Source organism: Pseudomonas sp. R2-60-08W, from assembly GCF_003852335.1.
In the GTDB taxonomy this organism is placed as follows: domain Bacteria; phylum Pseudomonadota; class Gammaproteobacteria; order Pseudomonadales; family Pseudomonadaceae; genus Aquipseudomonas.
Map to the genome: position 1 here is coordinate 1,031,991 of NZ_CP027731.1, position 16,922 is coordinate 1,048,912.

Below are 16,922 nucleotides of genomic sequence, written 5' to 3' on the forward strand. Positions count from 1 at the left end.
AAAAACCGGGCTCATCGCTGAGCCCGGTTTTTTTTCGCCTGGCGCTTTCACGCCGCCGTGTCGACATAAAAATCCAACATGCTCACGCCAGTGAGTAAATCCAGCTCCGGCAGGTCGGCATGCACCTGCCCGGCGAGGGCGCAATACACCAGCCAGTGGCGGTCCTGGACGTTGAACGCAAGGCCGCCAACCAACGCCTCCTGTTCATCGCTTGGGGCAATCAGATACAGCCGGTCCTGGTTTTGCGCATGCAGCATGACAAGCACCTCACGTCGAAGGGCATCAGAGTGGCTTGTTAAGGTGACGTTCAGGTGACGCTGTAAATTACTGGATACATTAGCCGTCAACGGGGAGGGAGCAGTAACGGCGCAGGAAGCCACTATCGTTCAGGTTTGTATCTGGACCGATACCCGAATACTGTTTCGCCGAGGTTTGCGATGGCGTTGCCCGCGCTGCTCATCAATGCTGTAGCCCTATTGATTGCCTGCTCGGGCGCCGTAGTGCTGTTCCTGACCCGCCTGCGCGCGCAGCGTGCGATGGCCGACCTCGCGCTGCGCAGCGAAGAGCGGGCCATAGACCAACCGATGCTGTTTCTGGATACGCGCACCGAACGGGCCTATCGCCAGGCTTACCGCGTCGGGTTTGCGGGCCTGGGGCTGGCGCTGGTTCTATCCTGGCTCAGCACCCACCTTTAAAGACACCGGAGCAAAATGTGGGAGGGCGCTTGCCCCCGATGACGGTGTGCCAGTCGATATATCCACTGGCTGACCCACCGCTATCGGGAGCAAGCCCCCTCCCACATTTTTTGATCGGTGTTTACAAAGGAATTCCGGCTTTTACCCGATATTGATTACGCACCGGCGTCGCATATTGCGTCACCAGGTACGGACGATGCTCGGATGGGCATTCGTGCAAGCGCCGCTCCCACTCCGCCTTCGCCTTGGCCAGTTCGTCGGCCGGGAATACGTCTGCGGCCTTGGGCACTTGCAGTTGTGGGTCGGCATCGTTCCATTGGGCATACGCCAGGTAGTGCACCGGGAACAACCGATAACCGCCCAGGATCTGGCGGTCCATTTCGGCAGCCAGCAGCTTGGTGTCTTCGAAGTGCTCGGTAATTGGCGGCGCGAAGTTCACGTGCACCCGGCCTTTGTAGCCGGTGATGCCCAGCGCAATACTCACGTCATCCTCGCCCGGCGCCTTGCAGTAGGTGCCGGTGGTGGCGCGGATATACAGCTCGCGGGCCTTGGCGGCGTCGCACGGATCGTACTCGTAGCTGATCGACACCGGCGTCAGGTTCAACGACTGGATGACTTCGGCGAACGGCTCGTCCTTGCGGCTGACGTGGAACATCTTGAGGATCGCCGATTCGGTGCGATCATCCCCATCCTTTGCCCGACCTTCGGCCTGGGCGATCCAGATCGACTGGCAGTCGTTGCGGATCGAATGGTTGATGTAGGCCGACAGCAACTGGTAGGCCGCCATCTTTTCCTTTCGCCCGGTGATCGAGCGGTGCACGATGAAGCTCTTGTTCAAGCGCATCAGGTCGCTGACAAACGGCTTTTGCAGCAGGTTGTCGCCGATGGCGATGCGCGGCGTCGGCAGGCCGGCATGGTAGACGGCGTAGTTGACGAAGGCCGGGTCCATCACGATGTCGCGGTGGTTGGCCAGAAACAGGTAGGCGCTGCCGGATTTCAATTGCTCGACGCCGGTATAGGTGACGCCGTCAGTCGCGCGGTCGATGGTATGGTCGACGTAATACTCGACTTTATCCTGCAGCGTCGCCACGGTGGTGACACCGGCGAATTCACGGCGCAGTTTGCGCGCGATCATCGGCTTGAGCAGCCAGCCCAGCGCGCCGGCGAAGCGCGGGAAGCGGAAGTGGGTCAGGATGTCCAGAAAGGCCTTGTCACGGAACAGCCGGTCCAGCACTGCCGGGACTTCGCTGTCGTTGTAAGGTCGGATGGTATCGAATTCGCCCATCATGCTCTCTTGTTAGAAACGGCTAGGGTAAGTAGAGGAAATACCAGGGTGCGGCCTGAGTAATGGGCTCAGCCGAAATATCACCCTGTAAATAGACCGGCGATTATACGCACAAGTCACTCAGGAGACTGCGATGCTGGAAACTGCGCTGTACGATTGTCCTTATTGTGGTGAAACGGTCGAAACGACGGTGGACTTGTCCGGCGGTGATCAGGTTTACATCGAGGACTGTCAGGTGTGCTGCAGGCCGATCAGTTTCAACCTGCAGGTGCATGATGACGAGTGGATGCTCGAGACCCGCAGCGAGAACGAATAAACAACAGGTAATGCGATGCAGCGAATCTACGAACCGGAAAACCTCATGGAAGGCGAGCTGCTGCAACAGATGCTCGCCAGCGAAGGAATCGAGGCGCACCTGGTGGGGCGCCATTTGCTCGGTGGCACGGGCGAACTGCCGATCTTCGGCTTGCTGGGGCTGGAGGTCGACAATGATCAGGCCGCCTACGCCCGCGAACTCATCACCGCCTATAACGCCGCGCAACCCTTGCCCGGCGACGAACCCGACAGCTTCCCCGACGTATTGGTCTGTTAGGCTGTCGGTCGGTTTACCCAAGAGTCGTGTTGCCCCATGTGTGGACGTTATGCCCTGTTTCGCTGGAACCCCGCTTTTGCTGCCTTGCCGGGGTTCCCGGCCGACCAGCAGGCCCAGTGGAATATTTCCCCCAATGATTCGGTGCTGATCCAGCGCGCCCTCGACGGCCAGCTCACCCTGGCGCGCGCACGTTGGGGCCTGACGCCGCCCTGGCTCACTGACCTGTCCCGCACGCCGGCCCATGCCCGCGCCGAAACCCTGGCCGAGCAACCGATGTTTCGCGAAGCGTTTCGCCAACGTCGTTGCCTGCTGCCGGCCAACGGATTTTACGAATGGCGCGGCACCCAGCGCAAACGCCCGTACTGGCTGACGCCGGGGGAGGGCTCCACGTTGTTTTTCGCGGCGATCTGGGAAGCGTATCCGGTGCAGGAGCAGGTGTGGTTGAGTACGGCGGTGGTCACGCAAGCTGCACAGGCTCAGCGCCGGCCATTGATCCTGGATGAGGCGGGGCAGGCCGCCTGGCTGGACCCCGCGACACCGCTGGCGGTGCTGCAAGGTCTTCTGGCCAGTGAGCCCGGCGCTTTGCGCGAGCGGGTCCTGGCCAATATGGTCAATGATCCCAAGCTCAATGGTCCGGAGTGCCTGACCCCGGCTTGAACCGTCGACATTCAGCAGTTAAATGTCTGATGTATCTGGCGCCGATACAAATGTACGCCTACGATACGCGCCATGTTTTCAGGGAGAGTGTTCATGAAGAAGTCATTGGCGGTAAGCGGGTTGGTGGCAGCGATGCTGCTGGCCGGGTGTCAGTCGGTCAATACCACCAGCGGCGGCGCGGTTGGGGTTGAGCGCAAGCAGTACATGTTCAGCATGCTGTCGAGCCAGGAAGTCGACCAGATGTACGCCCAGTCCTACCAGCAGACCCTGGGTGAGGCGAGTGGCAAAGGCGTGTTGGACAAGACCAGCGCCAACGCCAAGCGCGTGCAGGCCATTGCCAATCGCCTGATCGCCCAGGCGCCGACCTTCCGCCCGGATGCGGCGCAATGGAAGTGGGAAGTGAACCTGATCAAGAGCGATGAGATGAACGCCAACTGCGGGCCGGGTGGCAAGATCCTGGTGTACAGCGCGTTGATCGACAACCTCAAGCTCACCGATGACGAACTGGCCGCCGTGATGGGCCATGAAATCGCCCACGCCTTGCGTGAACACGGCCGCGAAGCCATGTCCAAGGCCTACGGCATCGAGATGGCCAAGCAGGGCGCCGGTGCATTGTTCGGCCTGGGCCAGGACAGCCTGGCGCTGGCCGATACCGTGGCCAACTATGGCATGACCTTGCCCAACAGCCGCAGCAATGAGAACGAAGCCGACCTGATCGGCCTGGAGCTGGCCGCCCGCGCCGGCTACAACCCGAACGCCGCCATCACGCTGTGGAACAAGATGGCCAAGGCTTCGGAAGGCGCGCCACCGGAGTTCATGAGCACGCACCCGGCTTCCGACAGCCGTATTGCTTCGTTGCAGGCGGCGATTCCGAAGGTGATGCCGCTCTATCAGCAGGCCAAAAAATCCTGAAGCCTGACTGAGATCAAAATGTGGGAGGGGGGCTTGCCCCCGATGGCAGTGCCTCAGTCAATGCATCTGTTGACTGACACTCCGCTATCGGGGGCAAGCCCCCTCCCACATTGGATTGGGTTTGCAGATTCAGATCCAGCCGCTGCTTTGCATGGCCTTGTAGACCGCTACGATCGCCAGTACGAAAAACGCCGTTGCGGCCAGCCGACGAATCAACGTCAACGGCAGCTTCTCCGCCGCAAAATTCCCCGCCAGCACCACCGGCACGTTGGCAATCAACATCCCCAGCGTAGTGCCGATAATCACCAGCCATAGTTCCGGGTATTGCGCGGCCAGCATCACCGTGGCGATCTGGGTCTTGTCGCCGATTTCCGCGATGAAAAATGCAATCAGCGTGGTCAGGAATGGCCCGAACTTGCGCGTGGTGCTGGCTTCGTCATCGTCGAGTTTGTCCGGCACCAGTGTCCACAGCGCCGTGGCACAGAAGCTGGCCGCGAGAATCCAGTGCAGCACCGCATCGGAGAAGAAACTCCCGAACCAGGCGCCTACCGCACCGGCAGCCGCATGGTTGGCCAGGGTCGCGGCGACGATGCCGGCGATGATGGGCCAGGGCTTGCGAAAGCGAGCAGCGAGAATGAGCGCGAGCAGTTGCGTCTTGTCGCCGATTTCGGCCAGGGCAACGATTGCGGTAGGTACGAGCAGTGAATCCAGCATCAGGTAGGTTTCCAGGGGCGGGTCGACACGGCTATGACACGTACAGCCTTCCCGCCCCGGGTAAGGTGTGCGTGTCATAGGTCTTGTCAAACCCCGGTCCGTCTGTGCGGACTCCTGGGTCGCATACGCCATGGTCTGCTGACCAAGTATGTTGACGTATGCCGGACGAGCGTGGGCTCGTGGGAGACTACTCCCCTAGGACGGAGCGGATTCTGCCTAGGCAAAACCCATTCGGCAAGCCTTCTTTTTCAAACGCCCGTCAGGGACGCTTGGCCCGATAGATGCGAAAACCATTGCCTTCGGCTTTGACGGCGCAGATGCCCAAATGCTCTTCGATCAGCGGCTGGTACTTCAGGAAACTGTTGGCGACCAGGCGCAGTTCGCCGCCTTTTGCCAGATGTTTTGCTGCTTTTCGCAGCAAGTTTTCCGTAGCGAAGTAATCGGTGTGCACCCCGACATGGAACGGTGGGTTGCTCAGAATCGCGTTCAAGCCCATCGGCGCGGCGTCGATGCCGTCACCGGTCAACACTTCGGCGTCCAGACCATTGGCAGCCAGGGTCAGGCGACTGCTGGCGGCGGCGAAGGCGTCCACATCGAGCAGCGTCACGGTGTTATGCGGATAGCGACGTTTTACCGCAGCGCCCAATACGCCGGCGCCGCAACCAAAGTCGAGCAAATGCCCGCTGGGCAGCTTGTCCAGGTGTGCCAGCAACAGTTCGGTGCCACGGTCCAGGCGGCCATGGCTGAACACGCCTGGCAGGCTCACTACCTTGAGCGGCCCGTCGGCGAGCGGTACGTCGAAGATCTGCGCCAGGCTATCCAGTTCGAGCGCTTGCGGCGCGTTGCCCACCGTGACTTGCCAAAGCTGACAATGCCGCGCGTTATCCAATTTGCGCGGTTTGCCGAAGGGGATCATCTGCTTGGCGGCGCTTTCGATGCCGGCTTTTTTCTCGCCGACCAGAAACAGTTCGGCACCGGGCAGGCGCGCGGCCACGGCGTTGAGCAGGTAGTCGGTGAGGTCTTTGGACTTGGGCAGGAAAATCACCGCCGCATCGAATGCGCGCTCAGGCACAGTCACGCCGAACTGGCTGCGCTCGGGAAAACGCGCCGCAAGCGCCGCCTGATCGCCGGCATGCCAGCACCAACCGTGGGCATCGGGCAGGCGCCCGAGCAAATCGTCGGCCGGCAAACCGACCAGCAGCAGGTTGCCTTGAAAAAGTTCGGCCTGGCGAAGCAGTACTTCACTGCGCGGATCCATGGTCTGCTCCTTGAAAAGGGGCGCAGTTTATCAACTGAAGACGCGAAGCGGGGCACCGTTGAAAAAGCCCAGGGCGTTTTCGCGCAATTGCCCGACGATCCGTTGCCGCGCTTCACGGCTGCCCCAGGCGTTATGGGGCGTGACGATCAGCCGAGGAATGTCACCGGCCAGCAGCGGGTTGCCCTGGACCGGAGGCTCGACACTCAGCACATCCGTGGCCGCACCGCCCAGGTGCCCGCTGCGCAGCGCATCGGCCAGCGCCTGTTCGTTGATCAAGCCACCGCGTGCAGTGTTGACGACAAACGCGCCGGGCTTGAGCAGCGCCAGTTCGCGCGCGCCGATAAGGTCGCGGGTGTGCTCGTTGAGCGGGCAATGCAAGGTCAGCGCATCGACCTGCGCCAGCAGTTCATCCAGCGGCACGCGGTTGGCGCGGGCAGGGCGCCCGGGAATCGCGCCGAGCATCACGCGCATGCCGAAGGCTTCGGCCAGGCGCGCCACGGCACTGCCCAGCTCGCCATGCCCGAGCAGGCCGAGGGTTTTGCCTTCCAGCTCGACAATCGGGTAGTCCAGCAGGCAGAACTGCCTGGCCTGCTGCCATTTGCCCGCGGCCACATCCCGTTGATAGTCGTTCAGGCGCGTGGCGAGGTTGAGCAGCAGCATGAGTGTGTGCTGGGCCACCGACGGCGTGCCGTAGCCCTGGCAGTTACTCACGGTGATGCCTTGGGCGCGGGCGGCGTCGAGGTCGATGTTGTTGGTGCCGGTGGCCGACACCAGGATCAGCTTGAGGTCGGGGCAGGCCGCCAGAGTCTCGGCGTTGAGCGGGATTTTGTTGCTGATGGCGACGTGAGCGCCCTGCAAGCGTTCGAGCACATTCTGCGGCGTGGTCTGCTCGAACAGCTGCAGCTCGCTGAAGCAGTCGCGTAGGCCGCTGAGGTCGAGGTCGCCGAGGTCCAGGGAGGGGTGATCGAGGAAGACGGCGCGGCGATTGTTCATGATCAACTGTACCTTTTGCGACGAGGTTTGAAGGCGTAATCTGCTGAGCCTATCAGATGAAATAATCCGTTACTTCAGGGAGCGCGCATGTACGTCGCCGAGTTTTTAACCGTAGCTTTGATTCACCTGTTGGCGGTGGCCAGCCCTGGGCCGGACTTCGCCGTAGTGGTGCGCGAAAGCGTGACCCACGGTCGGCGCGCCGGTACCTGGACCGCGCTGGGCGTCGGTTCGGCGATTTTTCTGCATGTCGGTTACTCGCTGCTGGGCATCGGCTTGATCGTGTCCCAGTCCATCGTGCTGTTCAATGCGCTGAAATGGGCGGCAGCGGCCTACCTGCTGTATATCGGCTTCAAGGCGCTGCGCGCGCAGCCGGCCAAGCCCGTGGCCGATGGCGAACTGCATCGCGAGGCAGGCGAGCGCACCCCACGCGGCGCGTTCACGGCGGGTTTTGTGACCAACGGCTTGAACCCCAAGGCCACGCTGTTTTTCCTGTCGCTGTTCACGGTGGTGATCAACCCGCACACACCGTTGGCGGTGCAGGCCGGTTATGGCGTGTATCTGGCGGTGGCGACGGCGCTGTGGTTTTGCCTGGTGGCCATGCTGTTCAGTCAGCAGCGCGTGCGCGCCGGGTTTGCGAAGATGGGGCATTGGTTTGATCGCACCATGGGCGCGGTGCTGATTGCGATCGGGGTGAAGCTGGCGTTTACCAGCATGAAGTAAACCTGATCTGTGTGGGAGGGGGCTTGCTCCCGATGGCGGTGGATCAGCTAATGAATGCTTGGTTGACACACCGCTATCGGGGGCAAGCCCCCTCCCACATTGGACCTCAGTGGGTTCAAGATGATGGCTAAAAGCTAGCATTTGCTGGGCCCTGCAAATCATTCCTTTGGCTGATTTGGTTGAAACATAACGTCTCTACAGTGCAGGTCTTCACGCCAAGACCGCGCAGTCATAAAAGGGATTCGTATGTTGCAGACCCGTGTCATTCCCCCCGCCGAAGGCGCTTACCAGTACCCGCTGTTGATCAAACGCCTGTTGATGTCCGGGACCCGTTACGAAAAGACCCGGGAAATCATCTACCGCGACAAACTGCGCTACACCTACCCGACCTTGATCGAGCGCGTCGCGCGCCTGGCCAATGTGCTGACCGAAGCAGGGGTCAAGGCCGGTGACACGGTGGCGGTGATGGATTGGGACAGCCATCGTTACCTGGAATGCATGTTCGCCATCCCGATGATCGGCGCGGTGATCCACACCATCAACGTGCGCCTGTCGCCGGAACAGATCCTCTACACCATGAACCACGCCGACGACCGCTTTGTGCTGGTCAACAGCGAGTTCGTTGGGCTTTACCAGGCCCTCGCCGGGCAACTCACCAGCGTCGACAAGACCTTGCTGATCACCGACGACGACAGCAAGACCGCTGACCTGCCCAACCTGGTGGGCGAGTACGAAACCCTGCTGGCCGCAGCGAGCCCGACGTACACCTTCGAGGATTTCGACGAGAATTCCGTTGCCACCACCTTCTACACCACCGGTACCACCGGCAATCCCAAGGGCGTGTATTTCACCCACCGCCAACTGGTGCTGCACACCATCGGCGTGGCGACCATCATGGGCAGCGTCGACAGCGTGCGTTTGCTTGGCACCAACGACGTGTACATGCCGATCACGCCGATGTTCCACGTACACGCCTGGGGCCTGCCGTATGTGGCGACCATGCTCGGCCTGAAGCAGGTCTACCCCGGCCGCTACGACCCCGAATACCTGGTGGCGCTGTGGCGCCAGGAAAAGGTCACCTTTTCGCACTGCGTGCCGACCATCCTGCAAATGGTGCTCAATGCCAAGGCCGCCCAGGGCGTGGATTTCGGCGGTTGGAAAATCGTCATCGGCGGCAGCGCGCTCAACCGTTCGCTGTACGAAGCCGCCAAGGCCCGTGGCATTCAGTTGACGGCCGCGTACGGGATGTCCGAGACCGGGCCGCTGGTGTCCTGTGCCCACCTCAATGACGAGCTGATGGCCGGCAGCGAAGATGAACGCACCACCTATCGCATCAAGGCTGGCGTGCCCGGCCCGTTGGTGGAAGCGGCGATCATGGACACCGACGGCAACTTTCTGCCTGCCGACGGCGAATCCCAGGGCGAACTGGTACTGCGTGCGCCCTGGCTCACCGAAGGCTATTACAACGAGCCGCAAAAGGGCGCCGAGCTGTGGGCCGGTGGCTGGATGCACACCGGCGATGTCGCCACCCTGGACGCGTTCGGCGTGATCGATATCCGTGACCGCATCAAGGACGTGATCAAGACCGGTGGCGAATGGATCTCCTCGCTGGCCCTGGAAGACTTGGTCAGCCGTCACCCGGCGGTACGTGAAGTAGCGGTGGTGGGCATTGCCGACCCGCAGTGGGGCGAGCGCCCGTTTGCCCTGTTGGTGCTGCGTGATGGCCATGTGATAGGCGCCCGTGAGCTCAAGGAACACCTCAAGCCGTTCGTTGAATTGGGCCACTTGAGCAAGTGGGCGATTCCGAGCCAGATCGCCGTTGTTACGGAAATTCCCAAGACCAGCGTCGGCAAGCTCGACAAAAAACGTATCCGTATCGACATCATCCAATGGCAGGCCAACAACAGCACCTTCCTGTCGACCCTCTGACACCGCTCGCCGCGCCCGTTCGGGCGCGCGCTGCTCTATCTCAAGCCTTTACTTGTGATTTGCCGAATTTCAGCCATCCTTGCCGCGTCGACCTTCGTCGGCGTGGCGAAAGGGTCGTGGCAGACGGGTTGGTGATGCAAATCACACTTTAGAGGGATCAAGCACTACCCCCTGCTGGCTATAGTCCCTTCCAGAGTTTTTCGTGGATGTTGCGCTTCGGGCGAGGGTCGCCTGGTTGTCGCTCGGCATTGGAATCGTTGTATCCCGGCCGTTACATGCATCTTCCGAAAGAGCTCACTGCCATAACAATAAAATGCACATGGAGTAGCGTCGATGACCTCAGTAAACCAGTTCTGGCGCCGGGCACGACTGCCCCTGGCCGTCAGTCTCGCTTCTACGCTCGCCGGGCCCGCATTCGGCGTCAGTTTCAACATCGGTGAAATCGAAGGGAGTTTTGACTCATCCCTGTCGGTAGGCGCCAGTTGGAGCACGTCCAAGGCCAATCGCGACCTTATCGGCGCCAACAACGGCGGCAAGGGCTTGTCCCAGACCTCCGATGACGGGCACCTGAACTTCAAGCGCGGAGAAACGTTCTCGAAGATTTTCAAGGGCATCCACGACCTGGAACTGAAGTACGGCGACACCGGTGTGTTTGTGCGTGGCAAGTACTGGTACGACTTTGAGCTCAAGGACGAAAGCCGTCTGTTCAAGGACATCAGCGACAACAACCGCAAGGAAGGCGCCAAATCATCGGGCGGGCAGATCCTCGATGCGTTCGTCTACCACAACTACTCGATCGCCGACGCACCGGGTTCCGTGCGGTTTGGCAAGCAGGTGGTGAGCTGGGGCGAAAGCACCTTCATTGGCGGCGGTATCAACTCCATCAACCCGATCGACGTGTCGGCGTTTCGTCGTCCAGGGGCCGAAATCAAGGAAGGCCTGATTCCGGTCAACATGTTCTACGTGTCCCAGACACTCACCGACAACCTGTCGGCCGAGGCGTTTTACCAGCTGGAATGGGACCAGACCGTCACCGATAACTGCGGCACCTTCTTCTCCCAGCCGGACGTGATTTCCGATGGCTGCAGCAATAACCTGCGGGTACTGAACAAGCGCTCGACCATCCCCGCCGCCGCATTGCCGACGTTGGGCGCCCTGGGTGTGGACGTGAACAGCGAAGGCGTACTCGTGCGCCGTGGCCCGGACCGCGATGCCCGCGACAGCGGCCAGTTCGGCATGGCCATGCACTACAACTTCGAGCCGCTGGATACCGAATTCGGCGCCTACTTCATGAACTACCACAGCCGTGCGCCGATCTTCAGTGCACAGGGTGCGCCGTCGTCGGCCTACACCCGTCCACTGGGTCCGCTGGGGGCCTTGCGTCCGTTGATCGTGGCGGGCAGCTCCAACTACTTCGTCGAGTACCCGGAAGATATCCGCCTCTACGGTTTGAGCTTCTCCACCACCCTGCCTACCGGCACCGCCTGGAGCGGTGAGTTGAGCTACCGTCCGAACGCGCCGGTGCAGTTGAGCACCACTGATATCCTGTTTGCCGGCGTCACGCCGATTCCGGGCTTTGGCAACGCGTCGGTGCTCAAGGGCTCGCCAGGCCAGGACCTGCACGGTTACAACCGCAAGGAAGTGACCCAGTTCCAGACCACCTTCACGCACTTCTTCGACCAGGTAATGGGCGCCAGCCGCCTGACCACCGTGGGTGAAATCGGCGTGACCCACGTGGGTGGCCTGGAAAGCAAATCCCAGGCGCGCTACGGCCGCGACCCGGTATTCGGTCCCGGCACCTTGCCAGGTGGGTTCTGCAACGCGCTTAACAACTCCACCGCCAACGGCGCCGGCTTGCCCAATGCGGCGGGCCTGAACACCAACTGCAACAACGACGGCTATACCACGGCAACCTCCTGGGGTTATCGCGCCCGTGCCATCTGGGAATACCCGGACGTGTTCGCCGGCGTCAACCTCAAGCCCAACGTGGTCTGGTCCCATGACGTCAAAGGTTACTCGCCGGGCCCTGGCGCCAACTTCGAAGAAGGGCGCAAGGCGGTCAGTCTGGGCCTGGATGCCGAATACCAGAACACCTACACCGCGAGCCTGGCCTACACCAACTTCTTTGGTGGCAAGTTCAGCACCGTGGATGACCGTGACTTTGTCGCGTTGAGCTTTGGCGCCAACTTCTAAGCACACTCTTTTCAAGTGGCATGTATTCAGGAAGACCAGAGTATGAAAATAACTAAAAGTCTGTTGCACGTGGGTGTGCTTGGGCTGTCGATCCTGGCGAGCAACGTCATGGCGGCGGTCTCGGCCGATGAAGCAGCCAAGCTCGGCACCAGCTTGACCCCGATGGGCGCCGAAATGGCCGGTAACGCGGCCGGCACCATCCCGAAATGGACGCCGATGGCGACCAACGCGGGCGCCGTGGATGCCAAAGGCTTCCTGGCCAACCCTTATGCCAGCGAACAACCGCAGTTCACCATCACCGCGCAAAACGTCGAGCAATACAAAGACAAGCTGGCGCCGGGGCAGTACGCGATGTTCAAGCGTTACCCGGACTCGTTCAAGATGCCGGTCTATCCGACCCATCGCGGCGCCACGGTGCCGGCGGAGGTGTTCGCCGCGATCAAGAAAAACGCCACCACCACCAACCTGGTGTCTGGCGGCAACGGCCTGGAAAACTTCGAGACGGCCGTGCCGTTCCCGATTCCGAAAAGCGGCGTGGAAGTCATCTGGAACCACATCACCCGTTATCGCGGGGGCAGCGTCACCCGCCTGGTCACCCAGGCCACACCGCAAACCAACGGTTCCTACAGCCTGGTGTACTTTCGCGATCAGTTCGTGTTCCGCGACAAGATGAAGGACTTCGACCCGAAAAACCCAGGCAACGTGCTGTTCTACTTCAAGCAGCAAGTCACCGCGCCGGCGCGCCTGGCCGGTGGTGTACTGCTGGTGCACGAAACCCTCGACCAAGTGAAGGAGCCGCGTTCGGCGTGGGTCTACAACGCCGGTCAGCGCCGTGTGCGCCGGGCACCGCAAGTGTCCTATGACGGGCCGGGGACTGCCGCCGATGGCCTGCGTACTTCCGACAACCTCGACATGTACAACGGCGCGCCGGACCGCTACGACTGGAAACTGGAAGGCAAGAAGGAAATCTACATCGCCTCCAACAGCTACAAGATCGATGATCCGAAACTCAAGTACGCCGACATCATCAAGGCCGGCCATATCAACCAGGATCTGGCGCGCTATGAGCTGCGCCGTGTCTGGCATGTGGTCGCGACCTTGAAGGAAGGCCAGCGGCACATCTACGCCAAGCGTGACTTCTTCATCGACGAAGACACCTGGCAAGCGGCGGTGATCGACCACTACGACGGCCGTGGCCAACTGTGGCGCGTCGCCGAAGCCCATGCCGAGAACTACTACGACAAGCAGGTGCCGTGGTATGCCCTGGAAACCCTCTACGACCTGCAGTCCGGCCGCTACCTGGCCCTGGGCATGAAGAACGAAGAGAAACAGGCTTATGACTTCGGCTTCACCGCCACCACCAGCGACTTCACTCCAGCGGCCCTGCGCCAGGATGGCGTGCGCTAACCTGAACCTATGTTGATACCCCTGTGGGAGGGGGCTTGCCCCGATAGCGGTGGTTCAGTCAACTAAGCGTTGGCTGACACACCGCCATCGGGGGCAAGCCCCCTCCCACATTTTTGTTTGGGGCGTTTGCGGGATATTTTTTGTCGCAGTTCTTTTTCAGGCATTTGTTGCAAAGATCTACAATCCAGCCGCTTTTACCGCTAGTCTGCGGACATCTGCAGTGCCGACAACAGCCTTCTACAAGAGCCCGGCGATGACTGATCTGTCCCGAATCCAAGGGCCTGCCAGCGCGGTGATTCCGACCCTGGAAGGCCGTTTCTACAGGCCGCCGCTGCCTGACGGCTACGTGCTGCGCCCACGCCTGTGCGAACGCCTGGGCGCCGGCCTGGAAGGGCGACTGTTGCTGGTCAGCGCGCCGGCGGGGTTTGGCAAGAGTTCCCTGGCGGTGGAGTTCTGCCAGAGCCTGCCCGCCCACTGGCAAAACCTGTGGCTGGGCCTGAGCCCACGGGACAGCGACCCTGGCCGTTTTCTCGAGCGCCTGCTCGAAGGCTTGCGCCAGTACTTCCCGCAACTCGGCGCCCAGTCACTGGGCCTGCTGAAAATGCGTCAGCGTCACCAACCCTTCGCCTTTGAAGAATGGCTCGATGGCCTGCTCGATGAGCTGACGGTGCACCTGTCCGTCAAGGCGCCGCTGTTACTGGTGCTGGATGACTACCACCTGGCCCAGGGGCCGGTGCTGGACCGTTGCCTGCAGTTTTTTCTCAATCATTTGCCCGCTGGCCTGGTGGTGCTGGTCACCAGCCGCCAGCGCCCGGATTGGCACCTGGCGCGCCTGCGCCTGTCGCGGCACCTGTTGGAATTGCATGAGCAAGACCTGCGCCTGACCCATGACGAATCCCTGGCTGTGCTGGACCGGCACAGCAGTTCGTTACGGGGCGAGGCCCTGGAAAACCTGATTCGCCGCAGCGAGGGCTGGGTCGCCGGGCTGCGCTTCTGGCTGCTGGCGGCTTCCGAAGCCGGCAATGACGGCGCCCTGCCGCAGGACCTGAACGGTGGCGAAGGGCTGATTCGCGATTACTTGCTGGAAGAAGTCATCGACTGCCTGCCTGCAGAGGTGCAAGCGTTCCTCTACGACACCGCACCCCAGGAGCGCTTTTGCAGCGAGCTGTGCGATGCGGTCCGCGAGGCCCATGACAGCCCGGAAATCCTGCGCTACCTGCAGGCCCATCAGGTGTTTCTGGTGCCGCTGGATGAACACGGTCACTGGTACCGTTATCACCACTTGTTTTCCGACCTGTTGCGCGCCCGCCGCGAAAAGAGCGCCACGTTACCGTTGGCCAGTCTGCACCTGCGCGCCTGTCGCTGGTTCAACGCCCAGGGCCTGATCGATGAGGCGGTGGAGCAGGCGCTGCGGGCCGGGCACCTGGATGTGGCGGCGAACCTGGTGCAGAACCTCTCCGAAGAACAGCTGCTGGCCGAGCAGAATGTCGGCATGCTGCTGCGCTGGAAGATGGACTTGCCCGACAGCCTGTTGATCAGCACCCCGCGCTTGATCGTGCTGTACAGCTGGGCGCTGGGGCTGGCGTGCCAGTTGGATGCGGCGCAGGAGCTGTCCGGCTACCTCAGTCGCTTCCTGCCGGCGCCGTCGGCCACCGCGCAAAAATCCATGCTGGCCCAATGGCTGGCACTGAGCGGGATCATCGCCCGTGGGCGAGGGGACCGCGAATTGACCCTGCGCTATTGCAACGAGGCGTTGGAGAGTCTGCCGCACAAGCGTTATGGCCAGCGTTTGATGTGCCTGTCGACGCTCTCCAACCTGGCGATCGTCGATGCCGATCTGTGGCGGGCTCGTGGCCTGAACCGCGAATCCCTGGAACTGGCGCAGCGCGTCGGCAACCCGCTGTTTGAAGCCTTGGCCCATTACGACCGGGCGCGGGTGCTGCAGGCGCGGGGCGAGATCCTGCGCGCCCTCGACGAAGTGCGCCAGGGCCTGCTGCGCCTGCAGGGGCTGGCACCCCAGCGGCTCTACGCCGTACGCGCGCGGTTGTCGTTGTATGAAGGCTACCTGCTGCTGCTGCGTTACCAGCCCGAAGCCGGGCTTGCGCGTTTGCGTGCTGGCCTGACCGAAGCCCGTGCCTGCCGGGATATCAGTGTGCTGATCGGGCATTGCGTGATCGCCAGCTTCGAAGGGCGGCGAGGCGATTTCTCCGCTGCCTTTGCCGAGTTGGCCGAGGCTGAGCGCTTGATGCATATCTGGGACGTGCCGCCGATCTACTACTTGGCGATGATCACCCTGATAAAATGCGAGCTGTGGCTGGCCCAGGACCGTACCGACCTGGCCGATGCCTGGTTGACGCGGCTGGGGCAAACCTACACGGGCGAGCAGGCGGCCGCCGCACCGGAGTTTCATCCGCACTTGCCCCAACATGTGGAGCTGCAACAGGCCGCGCTGGATGCCATTCGCCATCAACCCGATAGGGCATTGCGACGGCTTGATGACCTGGCGCAACAGGCGCTCGGCAGTGGCCGCCAGATGATTGCCCTGATGGCGCTGACCCAGCAGGCCCAGGTGCTGCTGGCGTGTGGCCAGGAAGCCAAGGCCAGGCCGGTATTGGCCCGCGCACTCGAAGCCGGCGCGGGCGGCGCGTTGCAACCGTTCCAGCGGTTGCTCGAGGACTATCCGGATTGGCTGCGCGAGCAGTTGGGCAAGCCGCCCCATCAGCCGTTGCACCAGGCCTTGCTGGCGCTGCTACCGGCAAGCGCCGTCGTTGCGATCGCGCCTCACCATGAAACCCTGAGTACACGGGAGCTGGCGGTCCTGCAGTTGATCGCCCAAGGCTGTTCAAACCAGGAGATCAGCAACCAGTTGTTCATTTCCCTGCACACAGTGAAAACCCACGCCAGCCATATCAACAGCAAGCTGGGCGTGGAGCGCCGCACCCAGGCGGTGGCGCGCGCCAAGTCGATGGGCTTGCTGAGCTGATTGCGCCACCGTTCACTGCGCGCTCGGGCACTGCTTCAGGGACGAGCCTGCAGCGCGGTTGATCAGCGCGGCGAAGCGCTTGAGGTTGTTCTGGTGCGCCACCACCACGTCATCGATGCTCGGGCCCGCCGGTGACTGCAAGGTCGAGCGGCAGGTCAGCGCAGGGCGATCACCGCCGCCAGCCGGCCTGAGGCGCCAACGCACATCGAGCAGCGCGTATTGCCCAGGCACCGAATCGAAGCGCTGTACTTCCACGCGCAATGACACGGCTTGTCGGGTATCGCTGCCGGCCAACTGGTCGACCAGCGCGCTCCTCAGCTCATCGGCGAGGGTGGCGGCCCACCACTGGGTTTCGAGGATCGCCAGGCCACTGTCGCCCTGGCGGATCACGATCTGTGCGCGGTCGACTTGGGGCGGCACAGTGATGCTTTCAATGCTGATGCCACCCCCCTCCGTGCGAGTGGCGTTATCCCAGTGCGCCGGGGTCAGGGTATGGAATGCAATCGGCTCGCTGCGGCATGCCGCGAGCAGTAGCAGGGCGGTCACCAGGGTGATTCTCAACGGCACTGTCATGGCGGCTCCAA

General features: G+C 61.9%; 16 protein-coding genes and 1 riboswitch. Of the genes, 10 read left to right on the plus strand and 6 right to left on the minus strand.

Annotated features, from left to right (window positions below; genetic code table 11):
• Positions 1-47: 47 nt before the first annotated feature.
• Complete coding sequence (locus tag C4J90_RS04585; RefSeq protein WP_124361330.1) at positions 48-257, minus strand: hypothetical protein; 210 nt, start codon at positions 255-257, stop codon at positions 48-50.
• A gap of 180 nt (positions 258-437) precedes the next feature.
• Here C4J90_RS04585 and C4J90_RS04590 point away from each other — a divergent pair, with 180 nt between their 5' ends.
• Positions 438-695 carry a hypothetical protein gene (locus C4J90_RS04590; protein ID WP_124413867.1) on the plus strand — a complete coding sequence of 86 codons (258 nt, stop codon included), beginning with the start codon at positions 438-440 and terminating at the stop codon, positions 693-695.
• Between the two features lie 121 nt (positions 696-816).
• Here the strand turns inward: C4J90_RS04590 and C4J90_RS04595 are convergent, their stop codons facing one another.
• Positions 817-1,980 (minus strand): 1-acyl-sn-glycerol-3-phosphate acyltransferase, encoded by a 1,164-nt coding sequence (locus tag C4J90_RS04595; RefSeq protein ID WP_177413387.1) that lies wholly within the window; start codon positions 1,978-1,980, stop codon positions 817-819.
• 133 nt (positions 1,981-2,113) lie between these two features.
• Here C4J90_RS04595 and C4J90_RS04600 point away from each other — a divergent pair, with 133 nt between their 5' ends.
• The 4 genes from C4J90_RS04600 to C4J90_RS04615 all read left to right on the plus strand — a co-directional run bounded on the left by C4J90_RS04600 (position 2,114) and on the right by C4J90_RS04615 (position 4,141).
• Positions 2,114-2,296 (plus strand): CPXCG motif-containing cysteine-rich protein, encoded by a 183-nt coding sequence (locus C4J90_RS04600; RefSeq protein WP_124361333.1) that lies wholly within the window; start codon positions 2,114-2,116, stop codon positions 2,294-2,296.
• A gap of 15 nt (positions 2,297-2,311) precedes the next feature.
• On the plus strand, positions 2,312-2,572 hold the full coding sequence (locus C4J90_RS04605; protein ID WP_124361334.1) for a putative signal transducing protein: 261 nt from the start codon (positions 2,312-2,314) through the stop codon (positions 2,570-2,572).
• Positions 2,573-2,608: 36 nt separating this feature from the next.
• Positions 2,609-3,229, plus strand: coding sequence for an SOS response-associated peptidase (locus C4J90_RS04610; protein ID WP_124413868.1), 621 nt, complete (start codon positions 2,609-2,611; stop codon positions 3,227-3,229).
• 93 nt (positions 3,230-3,322) lie between these two features.
• Positions 3,323-4,141 carry a M48 family metallopeptidase gene (locus tag C4J90_RS04615; RefSeq protein ID WP_124361336.1) on the plus strand — a complete coding sequence of 273 codons (819 nt, stop codon included), beginning with the start codon at positions 3,323-3,325 and terminating at the stop codon, positions 4,139-4,141.
• Positions 4,142-4,270: 129 nt separating this feature from the next.
• Here the strand turns inward: C4J90_RS04615 and C4J90_RS04620 are convergent, their stop codons facing one another.
• The 3 genes from C4J90_RS04620 to C4J90_RS04630 form a co-directional block, all read right to left on the minus strand.
• Complete coding sequence (locus C4J90_RS04620) at positions 4,271-4,855, minus strand: TMEM165/GDT1 family protein (RefSeq protein ID WP_124361337.1); 585 nt, start codon at positions 4,853-4,855, stop codon at positions 4,271-4,273.
• Between the two features lie 89 nt (positions 4,856-4,944).
• Positions 4,945-5,063, minus strand: a riboswitch (yybP-ykoY riboswitch).
• Between the two features lie 51 nt (positions 5,064-5,114).
• The gene (locus C4J90_RS04625) at positions 5,115-6,113 is read right to left on the minus strand and encodes a class I SAM-dependent methyltransferase (RefSeq protein WP_124419304.1); all 999 of its coding nucleotides are present in this window, start codon (positions 6,111-6,113) and stop codon (positions 5,115-5,117) included.
• A 30-nt stretch (positions 6,114-6,143) separates the two neighbouring features.
• Positions 6,144-7,109 (minus strand): 2-hydroxyacid dehydrogenase, encoded by a 966-nt coding sequence (locus C4J90_RS04630; protein WP_124415996.1) that lies wholly within the window; start codon positions 7,107-7,109, stop codon positions 6,144-6,146.
• Positions 7,110-7,193: 84 nt separating this feature from the next.
• Here C4J90_RS04630 and C4J90_RS04635 point away from each other — a divergent pair, with 84 nt between their 5' ends.
• From C4J90_RS04635 to C4J90_RS04655, 5 genes are all read left to right on the plus strand, one after another.
• Entirely contained in the window at positions 7,194-7,826 is a 633-nt protein-coding gene (locus tag C4J90_RS04635) for a LysE family translocator (RefSeq protein ID WP_124361339.1), read from the plus strand.
• A 246-nt stretch (positions 7,827-8,072) separates the two neighbouring features.
• On the plus strand, positions 8,073-9,755 hold the full coding sequence (locus C4J90_RS04640; protein ID WP_124419305.1) for a fatty acid--CoA ligase: 1,683 nt from the start codon (positions 8,073-8,075) through the stop codon (positions 9,753-9,755).
• A 333-nt stretch (positions 9,756-10,088) separates the two neighbouring features.
• Positions 10,089-11,948: a DUF1302 domain-containing protein gene (locus C4J90_RS04645; protein WP_124361341.1), complete on the plus strand. Its 1,860-nt coding sequence runs from the start codon at positions 10,089-10,091 to the stop codon at positions 11,946-11,948.
• Between the two features lie 42 nt (positions 11,949-11,990).
• The gene (locus C4J90_RS04650; protein WP_124361342.1) at positions 11,991-13,355 is read left to right on the plus strand and encodes a DUF1329 domain-containing protein; all 1,365 of its coding nucleotides are present in this window, start codon (positions 11,991-11,993) and stop codon (positions 13,353-13,355) included.
• A gap of 253 nt (positions 13,356-13,608) precedes the next feature.
• Entirely contained in the window at positions 13,609-16,338 is a 2,730-nt protein-coding gene (locus C4J90_RS04655) for a LuxR C-terminal-related transcriptional regulator (RefSeq protein WP_124419306.1), read from the plus strand.
• Positions 16,339-16,350: 12 nt separating this feature from the next.
• Here the strand turns inward: C4J90_RS04655 and C4J90_RS04660 are convergent, their stop codons facing one another.
• Positions 16,351-16,911, minus strand: a complete 561-nt coding sequence (locus C4J90_RS04660) for a membrane integrity-associated transporter subunit PqiC (RefSeq protein WP_124419307.1) — start codon at positions 16,909-16,911, stop codon at positions 16,351-16,353.
• Between the last annotated feature and the right edge of the window lie 11 nt (positions 16,912-16,922).

Bases quoted from the DNA above. Each gene is read 5' to 3' on its own strand.
- C4J90_RS04585 (WP_124361330.1), bottom strand. From the start codon at position 257: ATGCTGCATGCGCAAAACCAGGACCGGCTGTATCTGATTGCCCCAAGC.
- C4J90_RS04590 (WP_124413867.1), top strand. From the start codon at position 438: ATGGCGTTGCCCGCGCTGCTCATCAATGCTGTAGCCCTATTGATTGCC.
- C4J90_RS04595 (WP_177413387.1), bottom strand. From the start codon at position 1,980: ATGGGCGAATTCGATACCATCCGACCTTACAACGACAGCGAAGTCCCG.
- C4J90_RS04600 (WP_124361333.1), top strand. From the start codon at position 2,114: ATGCTGGAAACTGCGCTGTACGATTGTCCTTATTGTGGTGAAACGGTC.
- C4J90_RS04605 (WP_124361334.1), top strand. From the start codon at position 2,312: ATGCAGCGAATCTACGAACCGGAAAACCTCATGGAAGGCGAGCTGCTG.
- C4J90_RS04610 (WP_124413868.1), top strand. From the start codon at position 2,609: ATGTGTGGACGTTATGCCCTGTTTCGCTGGAACCCCGCTTTTGCTGCC.
- C4J90_RS04615 (WP_124361336.1), top strand. From the start codon at position 3,323: ATGAAGAAGTCATTGGCGGTAAGCGGGTTGGTGGCAGCGATGCTGCTG.
- C4J90_RS04620 (WP_124361337.1), bottom strand. From the start codon at position 4,855: ATGCTGGATTCACTGCTCGTACCTACCGCAATCGTTGCCCTGGCCGAA.
- C4J90_RS04625 (WP_124419304.1), bottom strand. From the start codon at position 6,113: ATGGATCCGCGCAGTGAAGTACTGCTTCGCCAGGCCGAACTTTTTCAA.
- C4J90_RS04635 (WP_124361339.1), top strand. From the start codon at position 7,194: ATGTACGTCGCCGAGTTTTTAACCGTAGCTTTGATTCACCTGTTGGCG.
- C4J90_RS04640 (WP_124419305.1), top strand. From the start codon at position 8,073: ATGTTGCAGACCCGTGTCATTCCCCCCGCCGAAGGCGCTTACCAGTAC.
- C4J90_RS04645 (WP_124361341.1), top strand. From the start codon at position 10,089: ATGACCTCAGTAAACCAGTTCTGGCGCCGGGCACGACTGCCCCTGGCC.
- C4J90_RS04650 (WP_124361342.1), top strand. From the start codon at position 11,991: ATGAAAATAACTAAAAGTCTGTTGCACGTGGGTGTGCTTGGGCTGTCG.
- C4J90_RS04655 (WP_124419306.1), top strand. From the start codon at position 13,609: ATGACTGATCTGTCCCGAATCCAAGGGCCTGCCAGCGCGGTGATTCCG.
- C4J90_RS04660 (WP_124419307.1), bottom strand. From the start codon at position 16,911: ATGACAGTGCCGTTGAGAATCACCCTGGTGACCGCCCTGCTACTGCTC.